General features: G+C 40.1%; 16 protein-coding genes. 3 read left to right on the forward strand and 13 right to left on the reverse strand.

Features of this window, described 5'->3' with window-relative positions:
• A partial coding sequence (locus JIG37_RS15930; RefSeq protein WP_199528631.1) for a transposase occupies positions 1-137 on the forward strand: 137 nt, incomplete at its 5' end.
• A 172-nt stretch (positions 138-309) separates the two neighbouring features.
• Here JIG37_RS15930 and JIG37_RS15935 read toward each other — a convergent pair.
• The 13 genes from JIG37_RS15935 to JIG37_RS15995 form a co-directional block, all read right to left on the reverse strand.
• Positions 310-474, reverse strand: a complete 165-nt coding sequence (locus JIG37_RS15935; protein WP_171040484.1) for a hypothetical protein — start codon at positions 472-474, stop codon at positions 310-312.
• Positions 471-695 carry a hypothetical protein gene (locus tag JIG37_RS15940; protein ID WP_063530268.1) on the reverse strand — a complete coding sequence of 75 codons (225 nt, stop codon included), beginning with the start codon at positions 693-695 and terminating at the stop codon, positions 471-473. The genes JIG37_RS15935 and JIG37_RS15940 overlap by 4 nt, the downstream gene beginning before the upstream one ends.
• Position 696: 1 nt before the next feature.
• Entirely contained in the window at positions 697-1,071 is a 375-nt protein-coding gene (locus tag JIG37_RS15945) for a hypothetical protein (RefSeq protein ID WP_063530267.1), read from the reverse strand.
• Between the two features lie 166 nt (positions 1,072-1,237).
• Positions 1,238-2,851, reverse strand: coding sequence for a hypothetical protein (locus JIG37_RS15950; RefSeq protein ID WP_199529810.1), 1,614 nt, complete (start codon positions 2,849-2,851; stop codon positions 1,238-1,240).
• A gap of 350 nt (positions 2,852-3,201) precedes the next feature.
• On the reverse strand, positions 3,202-3,624 hold the full coding sequence (locus tag JIG37_RS15955; protein ID WP_138602603.1) for a hypothetical protein: 423 nt from the start codon (positions 3,622-3,624) through the stop codon (positions 3,202-3,204).
• 746 nt (positions 3,625-4,370) lie between these two features.
• Positions 4,371-5,318, reverse strand: a complete 948-nt coding sequence (locus JIG37_RS15960; RefSeq protein ID WP_119853813.1) for an ornithine cyclodeaminase family protein — start codon at positions 5,316-5,318, stop codon at positions 4,371-4,373.
• 1 nt (position 5,319) lies between these two features.
• Entirely contained in the window at positions 5,320-6,405 is a 1,086-nt protein-coding gene (locus JIG37_RS15965) for a Xaa-Pro peptidase family protein (RefSeq protein WP_036973855.1), read from the reverse strand.
• Positions 6,402-7,448, reverse strand: coding sequence for a proline racemase family protein (locus JIG37_RS15970; RefSeq protein ID WP_036973854.1), 1,047 nt, complete (start codon positions 7,446-7,448; stop codon positions 6,402-6,404). The genes JIG37_RS15965 and JIG37_RS15970 overlap by 4 nt, the downstream gene beginning before the upstream one ends.
• 164 nt (positions 7,449-7,612) lie before the next feature.
• Positions 7,613-10,606 (reverse strand): TonB-dependent receptor, encoded by a 2,994-nt coding sequence (locus tag JIG37_RS15975; RefSeq protein WP_199529811.1) that lies wholly within the window; start codon positions 10,604-10,606, stop codon positions 7,613-7,615.
• Positions 10,607-10,921: 315 nt separating this feature from the next.
• Positions 10,922-11,593 (reverse strand): GntR family transcriptional regulator, encoded by a 672-nt coding sequence (locus JIG37_RS15980; RefSeq protein WP_055022350.1) that lies wholly within the window; start codon positions 11,591-11,593, stop codon positions 10,922-10,924.
• Between the two features lie 120 nt (positions 11,594-11,713).
• Positions 11,714-13,210 carry an aldehyde dehydrogenase (NADP(+)) gene (locus JIG37_RS15985; protein ID WP_199529812.1) on the reverse strand — a complete coding sequence of 499 codons (1,497 nt, stop codon included), beginning with the start codon at positions 13,208-13,210 and terminating at the stop codon, positions 11,714-11,716.
• Positions 13,211-13,223: 13 nt separating this feature from the next.
• Entirely contained in the window at positions 13,224-14,225 is a 1,002-nt protein-coding gene (locus tag JIG37_RS15990) for a 4-hydroxyproline epimerase (protein WP_010557844.1), read from the reverse strand.
• 3 nt (positions 14,226-14,228) lie between these two features.
• A complete protein-coding gene (locus JIG37_RS15995; protein ID WP_119853818.1) occupies positions 14,229-14,444 on the reverse strand; it encodes a hypothetical protein in 216 nt (71 codons plus the stop codon).
• Between the two features lie 267 nt (positions 14,445-14,711).
• On the opposite strand from JIG37_RS15995, the gene JIG37_RS16000 reads away from it, so the two are divergent.
• Complete coding sequence (locus tag JIG37_RS16000; protein ID WP_036973849.1) at positions 14,712-15,959, forward strand: FAD-dependent oxidoreductase; 1,248 nt, start codon at positions 14,712-14,714, stop codon at positions 15,957-15,959.
• A gap of 42 nt (positions 15,960-16,001) precedes the next feature.
• Positions 16,002-17,216 carry a Xaa-Pro peptidase family protein gene (locus JIG37_RS16005; protein WP_036973848.1) on the forward strand — a complete coding sequence of 405 codons (1,215 nt, stop codon included), beginning with the start codon at positions 16,002-16,004 and terminating at the stop codon, positions 17,214-17,216.
• Positions 17,217-17,411 lie beyond the last annotated feature (195 nt).

Here is a 17,411-nt window from a genome sequence, read left to right on the forward strand (position 1 = left end):
AAATCTGGAAATCATTTCCTTATCTGAAAAACCAATTTTGGAAAGAGAAAACATTTTGGTCAGATGGGTACTTTGTGTGTTCTGTAGGGAATGCAAGCGCAGAGACTATACGAAAATATATCCAAGAGCAGGGGTGACACCGATTCATCCCCGCGACATCACTTTGTTCTGATCACGGGATTTTCTCGGTGAGTTTAGATAAAATATTGAGAATAAGGAGAGTTATTAGTAAGAGCATATTAACTTTCGAATCGGGAGATTAGTCCGATACTAACCAGTATCGGACTTAAGTAATTGAATTATTAGTAATTACTTAAAACCACCAACTTTACTTGATAAGAAAATAAAGGCAATTATAAATTCACCAACCACTACGGCTAACAGCCATTTTATATTTTCTGTATCAAATTTCATGAAGTCCAAAAAAAATATAATTACTCCAATTAAAAACCAAGTTAAGAACTGAGTTTTCATAATACCCTCTCTAATTCATGAGCATCTTTGGCTTGAGCGATCATTTCAAGTGCGTCATTAATTTCGGTTAAAGTTTCTTTATCTATTAACGTTATTCGATCTAAATCTATTTTTTCCGGGTTGGATATCCAAGAGACATCATACTTAGCAAGCAATAATGATTGAGCAGACTTTAAATTTTTCTCTGCTTCAGCAAAACCTTTTGACAAATTTAGTTCCATATTAAATCCTTAGCTGAGCATGTTTCTTAAACACATCACCTGTTTTTGGGTTTATAAATAGGCCGTTCATTTCAGCTAAAGATTCTAAAGTGAAATCAGGATTGTTTTTTAGAATTGCGTTTCTTACATCTTCATTTTTTAAAAATACATCTGCAGGAATTGTGAATTGGTTTAAATTCATGGGCTCTACGATTGGTGTTTTTCCTAATTCAGAAATGATATCCATTGCAGACTTCAGCTCCGAGAAAATAGCAAAACCAATGTCATTCATTTCTTGTTTAGTGGTCCCAACCCCATTTTTAATTAGCTCTGGATAAGGCATTAAAAATACATTTAAAGCCTTTTGAATTTGATTTTTAATATCTTTCAATGACATATGTAAAATACCAAGGTCGAATAACTACTTATAATTTACAGCTTGTTTCTAATTAAAAGGCGGGAAAAAAGAGTAAATTTTAAATTTAATCTATTTTTTAAAATGTTTCAGGTTGAAGTGTTTTAAAACCAAGTCCAATTTTTAAAATTGGACTTGGCGAAAAGCGTTATGGTGCAACTGATTCGGTTTTGGTGCACTCCTCCCCTTCTAGGCTCCAACCTGTAGGGCAAGTATTGGTACTTGGAACTTCTTCAGTTTTACTACACTGCTCCCCTGATAAAATATAATCTGTTGGGCAAGAGTAAGTTACAGCGGTAGATGTGGAGCTAACGCAGCTAGTGCCACTTAGTGAGCCACCAGCCGGACATGAGTAAACTAAACTCGCATTCTCTCTCTTATTACATTTCGACCCTGACAAACTAAATTGTGACGGGCAAGAGTAAGTCACAGCTGTAGATGTGGAGCTAACACAGCTAGTACCATTTAATTTACCATCAGCCGGACATGAGTAAACTAAATTCGCATTATCTCTCTTGTTACATTTCGACCCTGATAAACTGTATTGTGATGGACAAGAGTAATTATATGAAACTGTTGTTGATTTAACACAGTTAGAGCCACTAGAAGTATATCCACTTGGACAAGAGGCAACTGATGCCACTGATGCAGTAGCTGAACATTCGAATGGATATCGACTTGTGTCGCTTACATATCCTGCAGGGCAACTTTTAGTTGTTGTTTCACCCATGCTGACACCGTTGGAGTAACAATAATATTTCATTGGGTATGACGTTACATCCGGTGAAGCAGTCTGACCTGCCGGACATACGTATACTTTGAAGGCATATTCTTTTCTTTCACACTTAGTTCCATTTAATGTATAACCTGATGGACACGAGTACGCTGGAGTACCATATTCATTTTTCACACAACCAGAACCAGTATTCGAATATCCAGAAGGGCAACTCTTAGATGCATCAATTTGAACATCTTTATAACAACTATTACCAGAACGCGTATATCCAGCAGGGCATGATGAACTTGCAGGCGAGCTCGATGAACCTAGACATAAACCATTTGAGTATGTGGTACCAACTGGGCAATTTTTAGTTGCATCAATTTGAGTGTCTTTATAACAACTACTTTCTGAGCGCGTATATCCAGCCGGGCATGATGAACTTGCTGGCGAGCTAGATGAACCCATACATACACCATTTGAATACGCTGTACCTGCAGGGCAGTTCTTAGTGGCGTCTACTGTGTATGTTTTAGAACAATCACCCGAATTGAGACTGTACAAATAACCTGATGGACATACTTTAATTGCTGGTTGAGTCGTGGTTCTGTAACACATTCCGCCAGATAAAATGTAGCCTTCAGGACATGTTGCCCCTTTGACACTTAGAGTGATGGTATAATTTGCAGCTCCTGATGCTCCAACTTCCCCTGGGTAAATTGGAATATCTAGACCGCCAGCTGAGTTAACAGCCTTATCAAATTGAACAATTTGCCCTTTTGTTACAGTAATTCCATTTACAACAACAGAGCTTGGTGCGTCACTATGTAACTTAAATGTAATCTGCTGTTCACCAAAAGCCTTATTTCCCTCCAAGGTGTACAATGTTGGTACCTTTATTATTGTAAACGGCTCATCCGTTTTACTACTTAGTAAGCTTTTAGAAGACAAGGTGTTTACAGGATCAACATGTATTGTGGTTTCAGCTTTAGTGCTTAAAGATATATATACCAAGGCTAGTAGTAATAGTTTACGAAATAGCATTTTAGAACCCAAAGTAAGTTGTTATTCTAAATAGAATTCCTTTTTGAATTTGGTAAAAATTTGAAAATCTATCAAGTTGAGATTATTAATTTACTTGAAATGGATTTCAGAAATGCCTGAAAAAAATCTATTTTTGACAGATAATTTAGGGAAAGTGGAGTTAGTTTTTACGGCTGAAGGTTTGGTTTTCCGATTCTCGAACCAAAATAGTGGCTCTGCTAGGTGACAAAACTCCGACATGACATACTACCATTAGCAGTCTAAGTATTAACTACAACTCCATTGCGTGCTTGAAATAAAAACAGATTTGAAAAAAGACTGATGATTAATACTAATAACAGCTTAAATCTTTACTCAGTTTTTCCAGTTAAGAAATGAACCCAACCTTTCCATTCACTTTTGTAATGAAGATTTGGATTTGATGGTATATTAGCAGGCCTACCACCCTCTTTACTCAACTCCCTAAACTGCGTCATCGTCTCAACACCCAATGTCCGAGCAATTCGACAAGCTTCATGAAACTCAACGAATCGCCCACAACCAGGTGAGTTTTTAGGAGCTAAAACTTCTGACCATTTACAGCCATATACATTAGGTGGGCGCTTAGGCATAGACTCTGGAAATTCATCACCTTCACTGGCCTCAAGCCATTCTTTAATTGAGGATAACTTTTTCTCTCGAGCATATCTTGCTGCTTCTGTAATTGATACGTATTTATCTTGGGACATTTGTTTAAAGTGTCTTACACAGAATTTTTTTAATTCTACGATCAATTTTTAAAATTTTAAACATTATGAATTTCTAAATTACTAACAACTTTAGCTATACTAAGTATTTAGACTTGTAATGGTGCTATTCAACTGGCATAGCTCATCACTATTCACAAAACAAGCAACACTTCTTTCAAGTATGAGAAGCTGAGTAGACATGCATTAACTGATAATTATTAGCATCTTTCCAACTAATTTTGCCATTTCTATTATATCCACTAACGCAGTTCATCATCACGAATTTTAATGCGGCAGTATGAAAGCCATACTCTAACAATTCTCATTTGAGATGAAAGTATGTTGACATCTACAATTATACACTCAACCAACCACCTAACTTAGACATTACAATTTAATTAGAAGTTAAAAAACTTGAAGCTATAAAAATAATGCCCGAAAAAAGCCAAACTCCACAGTATTTCACCCAGCAATTACTATTAAGATAAGTGACATTAGGATTGTTAGAGTCAATTAAAATTGTACAATCAATCCCATTTTTAAACTGGGCTATAAGCTGCTGATCAAAAGCAACAAAAACACTATAAAAATTACCTTTGAATTTATAGCTGACTAACATCCTCTTGTAGTGCAAAAGCTCTAAATTGCGCACGTTATTATCAATTACATTGTTAATGTTTACAATTTTACAAACTCGCCAATGTTGCTTATCATAACGAATCCTGAGCCATCTTATAAATGTTAGTAAGCTCAACATAACGAAACAAAGCCCTAATAATAAAAGTAATAAGCTACTCATTTTTTAATGACTTATAAATATAATGGGCAGTTATAAGATCACTTAACGCTGTGCCAACAGACTTAAATACTGTTATATCGGATTCACATTTTCTCTCATAGTTATTTTTTTTAGCTAGATCCGCAAGCTCGCCGGATATATTAGCTTCATCAAAAACTCCCTCAGAAATAGGAATCAACAATTCACCAGCTTCAGCAAGAACATTCTCCTTGCTATCTACATATACCTTACTTTGTGCGATAGTAACACTGTCACATTCGCGCGAGTCGCAGCGATGATTACCAATCAAATCAACATGCGTACCAGGCTTTAACCAACCACCTTTAAATAATGGCGTTGGTGAACCTGTTGCGCAGCTGATCACATCGGCACTTTTAATAACTTTTTCACAACTTTGTCCGATAACAAACTCAATATCAGTAAATGCACGCTGTAAGCTATTGTGTAAAACAGCAACTTTATCTTGATTACGCCCAATTAACGTTACACATTTAAAATCGCGCACACTCAAGTGTGCTCGAACCATATACTCAGCTAAATTGCCGCTGCCAAAAAACACTAAATGCTGGCTATCTTTTCGCGATAAATAGTAGCTTGCCAAAGCAGATACTACAGCTGTGCGCCAAAGTGTTACACGTGTACCATCAACTAGAGCAAGAGGTTCACCATGAGCACGAGAGAACAGCATTATTTTTGAATAAAGTGACGCATACTCACTATCAGTATTACTTGGAAAGTAGGTAAATGCCTTTACTCCAATAACCTGTTCATTCCATGCTGGTAATACGGCAAATGCGTCATGGTTTGTGTCTGTTTTATCTAACTCATACACATGACGCTTGGGCATAGTAAACTGCTGAGCAAATCCTTTTTGTAAAGCAATGCGAAGCGAGTCAAAATCTAGGACAGCATCAATTTGCGTTTGATCTATTACTTTCATCTTACCCCTCCAATTCGAACAGCTTAGGGGCGTGGGTTAATACTTCATAACCATTTTGAGTTATTAAAATATCGTCTTCTATTCGCACACCACCAAAATTCGGAATGTAAATACCAGGTTCAATCGTGATCACATTACCTGCCTCTAATACATGGCGGCAATTTTTATTAATAAAGGGCAACTCATGTAAAAACAAGCCAACTCCATGGCCCAACCCTTGCCCTGCCCATTTACCAAAACCAGAGTCATCGAGTACTTGCTGTGAGATGTTTTGTAAGTCTAGACAGTCAACACCTGCTTTGAGTAGGTTGATCGCTGCTTGCTGAGCATTACTTACGCTTTGATAGATTGCTGATTGTTTCTTTGAAGCTTTACCAAGTACATAACTGCGAGTCATATCAGAGCGGTAACCATTGACCACTGCGCCAAAATCAAGAGTAATAAAATCACCTTTAGATAGAGTACGTTCACTCGGGCTGCCATGAGGCAGTGCACAACGCTCTCCAAACATTAAAATAGTGGCAAACGACATTCCTTCAGAGCCTAGTTTTTGCATTCTGAATTCAAGTTCCAGCGCTAGGTCTCGCTCTGTTACACCTTCTTTAAAATAGGGTAATGTTTGTCTAAGCGCTTCGTCAGCAATGGCCGCAGCCGCTTTTATTTGCTCGACTTCCCAATCATTTTTAACCATGCGTAAACGTTCAACCATACCGGTAACTTGTGTAACTGTATGACTAGTTAACTCACTTGCCACTTGCTGCCAAAGTGCAACATCAATAAAAGCGGCATCAAAACCTAATTGACTATTAGTCGTTAAAAAACGATTTATGCACTGACCTAATGTTTCACTATCACGATCACGGCTGACAACCTCAAAGCCAATAGACTCTTCTTGAGCTCGGCCAAAATAGCGATAATCGGTTATTAGTACACTTTCCTCCGCAGTTATTAACGCGTAAGCAGCATTACCGCTAAAGCCACTTAAGTAACGAATATTTTCATGGCCTAATACGAGTAGTGCTGTTAACCCATTTTTTTTTAATGCCTGCTTTAGTAATTGTTGGCGAGAGGTAAATTGATTTTTCATCGAAATATAAATCCTTGCTTTAGGGGATCATTTGGATCAATTAAAAAAGTATGTTTGCCAGTGACAAAGGCTTCACCGCTCACTCTAGGTATTACTGCATGGGTATCAGCTAACATGCGTTGCGCTTTTAGCTCAACTGAAAATATAGAGCCTAAAATACTCTCTATTTTTATTTGCTGTCCTAATTTAAGCCTGCCTTTTGCAAACTCTAATGCAGCTCTGGCACTCACGCCGGTACCAGTAGGGCTGCGATCTAATTCGCCCTCAGCAAAAATGCAGACATGACGACTAAATACAGAATGACTTTTTTGTGAATTTGAATAGAAAATCACCCCATATAAAAAGCTTAATGCATCATCGGTCGGGTGTTTTGGTTGGTAGTGGCTATTAACATGCTGCTTAATGATTTTTCCTAAGCTAATAATTTGTTCATGATCGTTGGGCGCCAAACTTACATCCAAAGTATCAGCATCTACAAAAGCATAATAAGCGCCGCCATAAGCAATATCGCAATTGACGGTACCAAACAGAGGTATCTCTATTGGCATATCAAGTTTTTCTGCATAACTTGCAACATTATCAAAACAAACACTTATTAGTTGGTTATTTCGAAGAGTAATATACGCCTTGATAAGCCCTGCAGGTGTATCTATACGTAACTCATTAACGCCTTCAATAAAGTTGCAAATACTGCTATCTTTAGCTGCTGTGGCAAGCGCAATGATAGCGTGACCACACATTGTGCTATAGCCTTCATTATGTAAAAACAGTACGCCAAAATGGCTATCTTTACGTTCAGGTTTAGTGATCAACGCGCCGTACATATCAGCATGACCTCGGGGTTCAAACATCAGTGCTTTACGTAGGTGATCGAATCTTGTTAGGCAATCAGCTCGCTTTTCAATCATGGTTTGCCCTTGTAGTTCAGCAAACCCATCAATGATTATGCGTAAAGGTTCACCGCCGGTATGCATATCAAGAGTATCCACTTGCAGCCAACCATCTTTAGGCTGTTGCCAATGAGAAAATAAACTGTTCGTCATAGTTAACCTTAAAATTTATACGAAAAATGCCAAGCAGTTTCCTGCTCAGCATTAAGTCTGTATGGCTCAAATGAGCATGTGCTTAAACATCAAAACAACAAACTAAATTACCCTAAGATAAATAGCTTAGTCCGCTGTTTTCAAACAGCTGTTTCACTAGGGAGTTAAAACTCTATACGTGCAACTAAAGACACATAACGCGCGCCTTGACGCCCTGTCACGAGTCCATAGTCTGGATTCAGTTCTAAGCCATTATCACCGTACTGCGCACGCTCTTCATTGATTGACATAGCACTATCACCATCAAATAAGTTATAGACGGTGCCTTTTAAAGTCATATCGGTACCAAAAAAGTCCGTGTTATAAGTCAATGACATATCGACATTCGTTAACCAAGGTAGGTTTCCTTTGCTACCACGAGGAGCTGGATTACCATTTTCATCGTAATGTGATGCTTGATCATAGTATTGGCTAATACACGCATCCCAAGGATTCCCCTCTGCACAGCTATCTACGCCCGCTGGATGAACTGAAAAGTAACTTTTAGGACGGCCTGATGTAGTACGGGCAACAAGACCAATGGTCAGAGCTTCTGTGATGTTGTATGCACCACTGAATTTAAATGCATGGCGGTGGTCGTTAGGTAAGTTACCGTAGCCGTGATCCATCAAATCGCCATAGTCATAAGAGGTTGTCCAGCCTGGATCAGCTTGGTCGTTATCCGTTTTCACAAGCCCTTCGGTGTTACCATAACTATGTGACCAGGTATATGAGGTATTAATACGTAAATCATCCGTCACATTGCCGTCTAAGGTAAACTCAAGTGCTAAGTACTTTCGCTTCGCCTCTGGTAAAGCAAGTTCATCAGCACTTAAATTAACCTCATCAATCTGCCCATCACCGTCAAAATCATATGACATTTGAATAGCTTCACCTGGGTTATTAAGCACATAATAAGAGCCTTGACCCACGTTATCGGTAATGCCCATTTCTGCCAGCTTTTTAGCTAATACCGGTCCGACATCAGTGTCTTCAACACTGCGCCCAAGATCACGATAAATAGCGCGTACACCTGCTGACATAGTATCGAACACTTCTTGCTGATAGCCGATAGTAAATTCATCACTGTACATTGGTTTTAATGTAGATGAAGCAATCAACCCTGGTTCAGTAATACCACGCTGGCGCCAACGCCTATCTCGCAGCATATCTCCTCTGCTTGGCGAGCCATCAGCCATTAAACTTGGTGCACCGTTTGCGTCTAGTTCATCTAACTCAAAGTACTCAAACCATTCAATCGAAGCAGATCCTTGGGTGATATTCATGTTCGCAGATACGGGTTGGAAATAACGCCCATATGTAGCAAAGATCTTAGCACTGCCATCACCCGACACATCATAAATAGCTTGCAAACGCGGTGCTATTTGATTGTCAATATCAACGAAGGCACGACCATCTGATACCGTGTTTTCAAACTGGCTATAGCGTAGCCCCATGTTAAGCACTAAACTATCGGTTGCTTGCCATGAATCATTAATATAAAAAGCGAGTGAAGTTGTATCTGAATCGACTTCGCGACTTCGAACTCGTCTTTCTATAAAGTCACTCCCCAAAGAAGCACCAGATACATCATTTTCACCGGCAGTTTTAACTGTCCACCATCCCTCAGCATCACCAATACCGTTTTGACCTTCAAAGTAATCAACTTTTACATTAGTGTAATCAATACCAAACTGGATTGAATGCATGTCTAGATCCCAATTGAAATCAATCCTTGCTTGGTCGCGCGTAAACTCTTGTTCAGTCACAGACGAGTTTGTATGTTGACTCAAAGTGACAAAGCCATCACGTTCATCCCAAACACCTGGCTTTGGTGATGCAACCACATTTTCAACGTTTTCAGTCACTCGCCCAACAACTGCTGAAACAGAAAAAGTATCAGTTAGGTAGCCATTATAATTTAAGCTATATACTTTACCGCCATCTTCCCCTGGTGCATCCACGCCTTGTTGCTCACCAATCACATTCTCTTGCCAGCTATAGGCAAAGGTTTTATCGGTCCAAGTGCGCTTATTGTTCATTGCTGAAAAACCCACTGAGTGATCTTCATTTATAAACCAATCTACTTTTGTAAACCAGCGGTCTTCATCGCGCTCAAAATCAGAATAAGTTGTTTGTCCTGCGCCAGTTGACTCTTCACGGCGCGGTGCAAACAAACCATAAAAAAACAAGGTATCTTCGATGATTGCACCACTAGCCCATAGCTGAAGCTCTTTAAAATCGTAACTACTTTGCTTCGTATTAGTGCTAATAGTCCCATTTTCTTGATAAATAGAGTCGTGCTGGCTACGTAAGCTATCAGGATCCCAACGTACTTCTGCACCGAAGTTAAAGTCATTATCACCAGACTTAGACACCGCATTAACAATACCGCCAAGTGCTCCACCAAACTCAGGGCTAACACCACCCGTTTTCACTTGCGTTTGTGAAATAGCTTCCCATGGCAAGCGAATTGAGCCTAAACCTGTACGGATACTGGTTACGTTTAAGCCATTAAAGTAATAACCATTTTCAGCTGCTGATGAACCACCAAAGCTTGAAGCACCATTAAAACTTGCGCCACCCGGTGCCGCTGTACCTGGAGCTAATAACGCAATACTTTCAAAACCAGTGTTTACTGGCATAGCTTTTAATTCAGCATCACTGAATGTTAGACCTGAAGTAGACGAAGCCATATCTACACGGCGAATGGCGGATCCCGTAACAGCAATTCGCTCAATATCACTACCGGCTTTATATAATTGTGCATCGAGAATAATTGATTGACCAATCGTCACTGCAACATTTTCTTCAACTAACGGCTCAAAGCCTTCTTTACTAATGGTTACATCATAAGTGCCCACTGGCACATTGCGCAGTAAATAGTCACCATCATTATTACTAGTAATGGTATACACTAAGCCTTTACTTTTATGTTTTAAAGTTATTGTAGCCCCGGTTAAATCGTTGCCAGCTTGTGCCACTACATGACCTTTAACAATGCTACTACCATCAACTGCTTTTGCTGTAGGAGTCATTATTAATGCAGCCGTTACCGCCGTTGCTAACAGCGATTTAATGCCTATTCCCCGAGTTTGCTTTTTATTATTTGTAAACATGTGAATGTTCCCTTGTTCCTGTTGGTTTTATTGCCTATTTAACTTAGACGACAAAAAATATACACTCATTACATATTGTATACAATATTAAATATACACATAATTCATATTCATCTTTAAGCAACTGATCTTATTAGTGAAAAATTCTTATGAACTTTCGACCCAACAGAAAGGATCTATTTATGGTGCTAATGGGAATAATAAAAAGGGGGGGGGAAGGCATCACTTCTGTATTCTTGCTGCTGGAAAGCTAAAGCGATGCCTAAAGTTATAAATTAGGGTTTAATAGCCGGTACTAGTTGCTAGGTATATTTTTTAATTACTTTTTTCACTTTCTAATTTTATCAGTAATTGTTTTATATCGTTTTTAGCTTTAACAATATGATTTTTTAGAAATTCACAGGCATTTTGACAGTCTTTTTTTCTGCATAACTCGAGTAAAGTACGGTGCTCTTCAGGAGCTTTTGTTAAACCGCCTGCCAATAAAATATGCATACGTACATAGCGCTCTGAGTTTTTGCTGTACATATCAACCAACTCACGGGTTTGTGGTCGCGCGGCGCGGCTGTATAATTTAGCATGAAACTGGCTGTTTAAATCGCCAGTGGCAAGGTGGGTATCGCCGGCATCCATGGCTCTTTCAAGCTCAGTTAAAATAAGCTCGGCTTCAATAAAGTCTTGATCAGTTAAGCTTTGTATTGAATGTTTTAATAGCTCGGCTTCAAGAAGTGCTCTGAGGTCAAAAATTTCGTCAATTTGCGACGCCGAAAGCTGTGTGGCAGTGGCTCCTTTATGAGCTTCAAAGTAAACCAGCCCTTCGGCTTCAAGTTGTAGCAAAGCTTCACGCACCGGAATTCGACTCACGTTTAGCTCTGTGGCTAATGCAGCTTGGCGTAGCGGATCACCCGCTTTTATTTCACCTGAAAGAATTTTTTCACGAATAGCTTCTGCTACAAGCTGAGTTCGAGTTTTATGTTCTATGGCCATAGTAATTTCTATAAATTGCATTTGATATACATTATACCTATAAAAACACGCATGCCAAGTTAGAATCCTTCACAATAAAGAGATAGCGGGAAATGCAATTTCCACTCCCGCTACAATTAACTAAGACTGATAGCAAATTGGTCGCAAAAATCTCAACATTGCATTTAACCCAACGGAAGTGCTACGTACATCTGTGGAGCTTGGAAATGGTCCACCATGGTTCATTGAGCCACATACTTCTACGCCGGTTGGCATTTGATTGTGTATTAAACGCCCTACTTTGTATTTCAGCTCTTCTATAACGTGTTCAGCTTTAGCTAAATCATCAGCGCTGTCATGCACACTTGCCGTAAGCTGCCCTTCAAGCGCTGCTACTAGTAAACTTAACTGCTCCATGCTTTCATAGCGAACCAATAAAGCGGCTGGACCAAATACTTCTTCACGTAATGCAGGGGTTGCTAAATAGGTATCAACATTACAGGCAAATACATGGGCATTACCATGAAAGTCTTCTGTAAGTGCGCCTTTTGCAATAAGCTCTACGTTTTCGAGCTCACTGCGCTGGCTAACTTGCTTTTTAAAGGTCTTCACAATACCTGGGGTTAATAAAGTATCTGAGGCGGCTGCACTAATGCAGTTGGCTACCTCGGCTTCTAATTCATCACAGCCCGTTGGTACCAGCCATAAGCCAGGACTGGTACAAAATTGGCCATTACCCATTAGCATTGATTGGCATAGCGCTTCAGCCATAGCTTTACCTTCATTTTGAGCTTTTTTTGGTAAAACTATTTGTGGATTTATACTGCCGAGCTCGCCATAAAACGGAATAGGCTCTGAACGCTTGGCAATTGTTTCTTGTAGTAAACGTGCGACATTAAATGACCCCGTAAAACCAACAGCTTTAATAGCTGGCGCCGCGACTAATTGATGCGAAATATCGTAAACATCACTTTGCAGCATTGAAAATACACCTAGCGGCATATCACATTCTTTAATCGCAGCAAGCGCTGCACGAGCCATTAGCTCCCCTGTGCCTGGATGCGCAGTATGATTTTTAACAACCACTGGGCAGCCTGCTGCAAGTGCGGCGGCGGTATCCCCCCCGAGTGTTGAAAATGCATACGGAAAATTAGACGCACCAAATACAGCTACAGGCCCAAGCGGTAAGTAATTAAGCTCTGTACGAGGTTTAGGTAGTGGCGAGCGATTACTATCAGCTTCATCAATCAGCTTTAAACCTAGTGGTGAATCTGGGTTTTCACGCAGTGCACTGGCAAATGCTTTTAACTGATTAACCGTGCGCATTCGCTCACCTTGTAAGCGTGCCATAGGTAAATTGGTTTCTTGCGCTGTTTGCGTTAGTAAATCATCGCCAAGTGCTAAAATTTGCTCTGCAATACACTCTAAAAAATCTGCACGCTGACTAAAACTCGTTTTTCTGTACTCGATAAAAGCATTATCAGCAGCATCAACTGCCGTATTTAACTGAGTACTCGTTACATTAAAGTAGCGTGTCGATAATGGTTGATTTTTAGCCGGTGAAAAGGCTTGAAATTCACCTTGCTCAGCGCGACCTTGCCATTGTCCGGCAATTAGGCTTTGTCCTGTTAATGTCATGCTTTTCTCCTCGTTAAATTACTTGAAACCCATAGGCATATGGGTCGTCGTCATCTACTGTAATGGTGCTCGTTCCGGTTACCCGAGACCAGCCGCGAATGCTAGGTAAAATAGCAGTTTGACCTGCCACTTCAGACACCTGCTCTATACAGCCAATAAACTGGCTGCCAATATAACTTTCATGAATAAATGCATCGCCTTGCTGCAATAAGCCTTTACTAAACAACTGAGCCATGCGGGCGCTAGTGCCTGTTCCGCATGGTGAGCGGTCAATGGCTTTATCTCCATAAAAAACCGCATTAGCCGCATCTGAGTTGGAATTTTTGGGTGAGCCAGTCCATAACACATGGCTAGCACCTTGAACGGTAGAGTCGAGCGGATGGATACATTGTATTTTGGTATTAATAGCATCACGCACTAATGGGCTGTATTTGAGTAATTGCCCTGCACTAAAATGTTCAATACCTTTAAAGTTGCCCTGTGGTTCAACAATAATATAAAAGTTACCACCAAAGGCGATATCAACCTTTAATTCGCCCAACTCTGGAATATTGATACATATAGACTGATGCGCTAAATAAGCAGGCACATTGTAAATTTTAACCCACTGCACTTTACCACCAGTCATTTCATAATTGACCTGAACTCGTCCTGCTGGCGTATCCAGTTTTAAAGTACCGGGGGTTTTAGCATGTAGCAAACCATGCTCTAAGGCGAAGGTAACAATACCCATTGTACCGTGACCACACATAGGTAAGCAGCCGGAAGTTTCTACAAATAAAATGGCTGCATCACCATCTTCGCTAGTAGGTGGGTATAAAAAACCGCCCGACATCATATCGTGACCTCTGGGCTCAAACATGAGCGCTTGACGGATCCAGTCATGGTTAGCTAAAAAGTCCTGGCGCTTTTCGCTCATGGTATTTCCCTGTAACAGAGGGTGGCCACTTGTTATAAGCCGCACAGGGTTACCGCAAGTATGGCCATCTATACAAAAAAATGTTCCTTTGCGCATCACTTAATCCAATTTAGGTTTATTTACATCAACACAATACGCTTTCGCAGTATCGTTAAGCGTTGATGAAGAAGTTTTTTCATTTACAACCAGTAGTTTAAAATCTGCTATAGCTTTTACTATAGCGCTGCCAACTAGTTGCCATGTAGAGCTAGCTAACTCATTACTATTAAACTGAGCGGCCATTGCTGGGTTTATGCCATGCCAATTGGTTTTCATTTGCCTATTCCGAACTGAATTTATGCTTGATATGATAAGTATATTGTATACAATAATCAATATCCTATTTTAATATTGAATTTATAGGTACACACCCTTAAAAGATTACAAATAATAAATTACACATAACTAATTGAAAGTTATAACTAAAAATGAGTTAGAAAGAGCTAGTAGAGTTTTTTCTTATTACTTGTCAGTAAATACAATATCGATTTATTTTTTAAAAAACGTATAGCGTTTTACTTTTATCATCAGGGGAAGGTAATTTTGACCAATACAAGAACTCAAAGAGTCGCCGTGATCGGTGCCGGTGTAATTGGTATTTGCACAGCTTTACAGTTACAACAAGCTGGCTTTGCAGTGACGCTATACGATGAAAATGGCCTAGCGCAAGGCTGTTCAAAAGGTAATGCTGGGCACTTTGCCACCGAGCAGGTATTTCCTCTAGCGCAGGTAGCATTATTAAAAAAATTACCTGCTATGCTTTTTAACCCATTAGGACCATTGCGCATTGATTGGCGCTATGCAATAAAAGCTCTCCCTTGGTTTTGGCAGTTTATTAAAAATATGCCTACTGCCAGATTTATTGCACATACACACGCTCTCAAAGCCTTAAATGAACATGCAATTCATGCTTATGAAAGATTATTAGCAAACTATCAACTGGGCCACCTGCTTACTAAACAAGGGAGTTTACTTACCTTTGAAAAAACCCCATTGGTTGATGTGCAGCGCACCTTGGCTATGTATCAAGCGCAAGGAATTAAAGTAAAGCTACTTGATACAAAGCAAGTACATGCTCTAGAGCCCAGTTTATCCGACAAAATAAAACACGCTTTATTATTTGAAGACGTTGCTCATAGTATTGAACCACATTTATTTTGTATCCAATTAGCGCAAAAGTTCAGTTTATTAAAAGGGCAATTTCGTCAACAGAAAGTAGTTGCTATCACGCCTAAAAGTGAAGGTTTTATGGTGAGTGATGAACAAGATAGTCTCAATTTCGATAAAGTCGTGATCGCAGCGGGTGCTTGGAGTGCCTCTCTCATCGAGCCGCTTGGATACACAGCACCTTTAGATACCGAGCGTGGTTACCACTGTATGGTTAATATTAACCATGGCCTAACACGGCCCGTAGCTTCTGCTGAACGGAGTCTTATCATGACCCCGATGAGTCAAGGGTTAAGAGTGGCAGGCACAGTGGAGTTTGCGGGTATAAATAGAAAGGCTAATAATAAACGTGCATTAGCTTTACTGCCCCATGCACAAGCGTTATTAGCTAGCCAGCCTCTTAGTGCCAAGACTACATGGATGGGCTGTAGGCCATCATTGCCTGACTCATTACCTATAATAGGCCAAGCCCCCAATCACAATAACCTGTACTTTGCCTTTGGTCATCAGCATTTAGGGTTGACACAAGGAGCCATAACTTCCGAGTTAATTACAGATTTGTGTCTCAATAAAGCCCCCTCCATAAATTTAGAGCCATATTCTATAAACCGGTTTATGCGCTAATTCTTTAAAAATTATAATTAAACAAATACATAGGAGAACCTAATGATGACCAAAGGTATTGGTACTCAAACGAAAGAACAAGCACTTGCTAGTCTTTCCAATATGACTCGCGATTTAATTCCCATTCAAGCTGATGAGCATCTAGCCCGTATTGCCCGTGCTCAAGAGTATATGCAAGCCAATAATATTGATGCAATTTACTTAAATGCAGGGACTAACCTTACTTACTTTACGGGTATGCGCTGGTACGCAAGTGAGCGCATGGTCGGTGCTATTTTACCCGCGAAGGGCGAAGTACAATATATAGCCCCTGATTTTGAAATTGGCTCTCTCAATGGCTTTAAAGTTATAGAAGGCCCAATTCGCGGCTGGCTTGAACACGAAAGTCCTTATGCATTATTTGTCAAAGTGCTCACCGAAATGGGCATTGCTGAGAACGGCACTGTAGGGATTGACGAAAGCGCGCAGTTTTTCATTTTCGATGGCATAAATAAAGCGCAAACAGGCTTAAACCTCGTTAATGCACAGCCTGTTACAGCTCATTGCCGCATGCATAAGTCAGCCAATGAACTAATGCTAATACAGCGTGCGATGGATATGACCTTAAAAGTTCATCAGGCCACAGCCAGCATGCTATATGAGGGTATAAGCACAACTGAGGTAGAAGAATTTATTAAACAAGCGCACAAAAAAGTTGGCGCGCCTGGTAACTACTTTTGCATCGTTTTGTTTGGCCTCGCGACATCATTTCCTCATGGTGTCAAAGAGCCACAAATTCTTAAAAAAGGAGATATGGTTTTAATTGATACTGGCTGTAAAGTACACGACTACTTATCAGATATAACTCGCACTTACGTATTTGGTGAAGCTACAGACCGCCAACGCCAATTTTGGAATTATGAAAAAGCCGCACAAATGGCCGCTTTTGATGCAGCTCAAACAGGTCAAAGTTGTGAGAGTGTCGACAACGCTGCCCGCTCTTACTTAGCAGAGCAAGGCCTTGGCCCTGAGTATCAAACACCTGGCTGCCCACACCGTACCGGTCATGGTATAGGCTTAGACATCCATGAATGGCCTTACCTAGTCGGCGGCGATAAAACACCTCTAGCCGCAGGTATGTGCTTTAGTAATGAGCCAATGCTAGTTGTACCTGGTGAATTTGGTGTGCGTTTAGAGGATCACTTTTATATTACTGAAAATGGTCCAAAGTGGTTCACTGAACCCGCTCATAGCCTCGAAAACCCATTTGGGTTATAAGATAAATATACTCATTGCTGCACGGCGAATACTTACCGTGCAGCTAATTAGTACTTGAACATTAGGCTTGCGCAATCTCACCCTTTCAAGGGCGAGTCAAGCAAGAGGTAACTAGTCTTTTTTCTGACTTAAAGCGCGTGAAGTTTTTACGGCTCTTTCACTTGGCGGTGTGTTTTGATTTTCAATGTACTGCTT

The sequence above is a fragment of the Pseudoalteromonas sp. bablab_jr010 genome, from assembly GCF_016464105.1.
GTDB lineage: Bacteria > Pseudomonadota > Gammaproteobacteria > Enterobacterales > Alteromonadaceae > Pseudoalteromonas > Pseudoalteromonas simplex.

What these genes read in the sequence shown, in the direction of transcription:
- JIG37_RS15945 (WP_063530267.1), bottom strand. Translation starts at nt 1,071, where the DNA reads ATGTCATTGAAAGATATTAAAAATCAAATTCAAAAGGCTTTAAATGTA.
- JIG37_RS15975 (WP_199529811.1), bottom strand. Translation starts at nt 10,606, where the DNA reads ATGTTTACAAATAATAAAAAGCAAACTCGGGGAATAGGCATTAAATCG.
- JIG37_RS15985 (WP_199529812.1), bottom strand. Translation starts at nt 13,210, where the DNA reads ATGACATTAACAGGACAAAGCCTAATTGCCGGACAATGGCAAGGTCGC.
- JIG37_RS15970 (WP_036973854.1), bottom strand. Translation starts at nt 7,448, where the DNA reads ATGACGAACAGTTTATTTTCTCATTGGCAACAGCCTAAAGATGGTTGG.
- JIG37_RS15940 (WP_063530268.1), bottom strand. Translation starts at nt 695, where the DNA reads ATGGAACTAAATTTGTCAAAAGGTTTTGCTGAAGCAGAGAAAAATTTA.
- JIG37_RS15965 (WP_036973855.1), bottom strand. Translation starts at nt 6,405, where the DNA reads ATGAAAAATCAATTTACCTCTCGCCAACAATTACTAAAGCAGGCATTA.
- JIG37_RS15950 (WP_199529810.1), bottom strand. Translation starts at nt 2,851, where the DNA reads ATGCTATTTCGTAAACTATTACTACTAGCCTTGGTATATATATCTTTA.
- JIG37_RS15995 (WP_119853818.1), bottom strand. Translation starts at nt 14,444, where the DNA reads ATGAAAACCAATTGGCATGGCATAAACCCAGCAATGGCCGCTCAGTTT.
- JIG37_RS15960 (WP_119853813.1), bottom strand. Translation starts at nt 5,318, where the DNA reads ATGAAAGTAATAGATCAAACGCAAATTGATGCTGTCCTAGATTTTGAC.
- JIG37_RS16005 (WP_036973848.1), top strand. Translation starts at nt 16,002, where the DNA reads ATGATGACCAAAGGTATTGGTACTCAAACGAAAGAACAAGCACTTGCT.
- JIG37_RS15935 (WP_171040484.1), bottom strand. Translation starts at nt 474, where the DNA reads ATGAAAACTCAGTTCTTAACTTGGTTTTTAATTGGAGTAATTATATTT.
- JIG37_RS15980 (WP_055022350.1), bottom strand. Translation starts at nt 11,593, where the DNA reads ATGGCCATAGAACATAAAACTCGAACTCAGCTTGTAGCAGAAGCTATT.
- JIG37_RS15990 (WP_010557844.1), bottom strand. Translation starts at nt 14,225, where the DNA reads ATGCGCAAAGGAACATTTTTTTGTATAGATGGCCATACTTGCGGTAAC.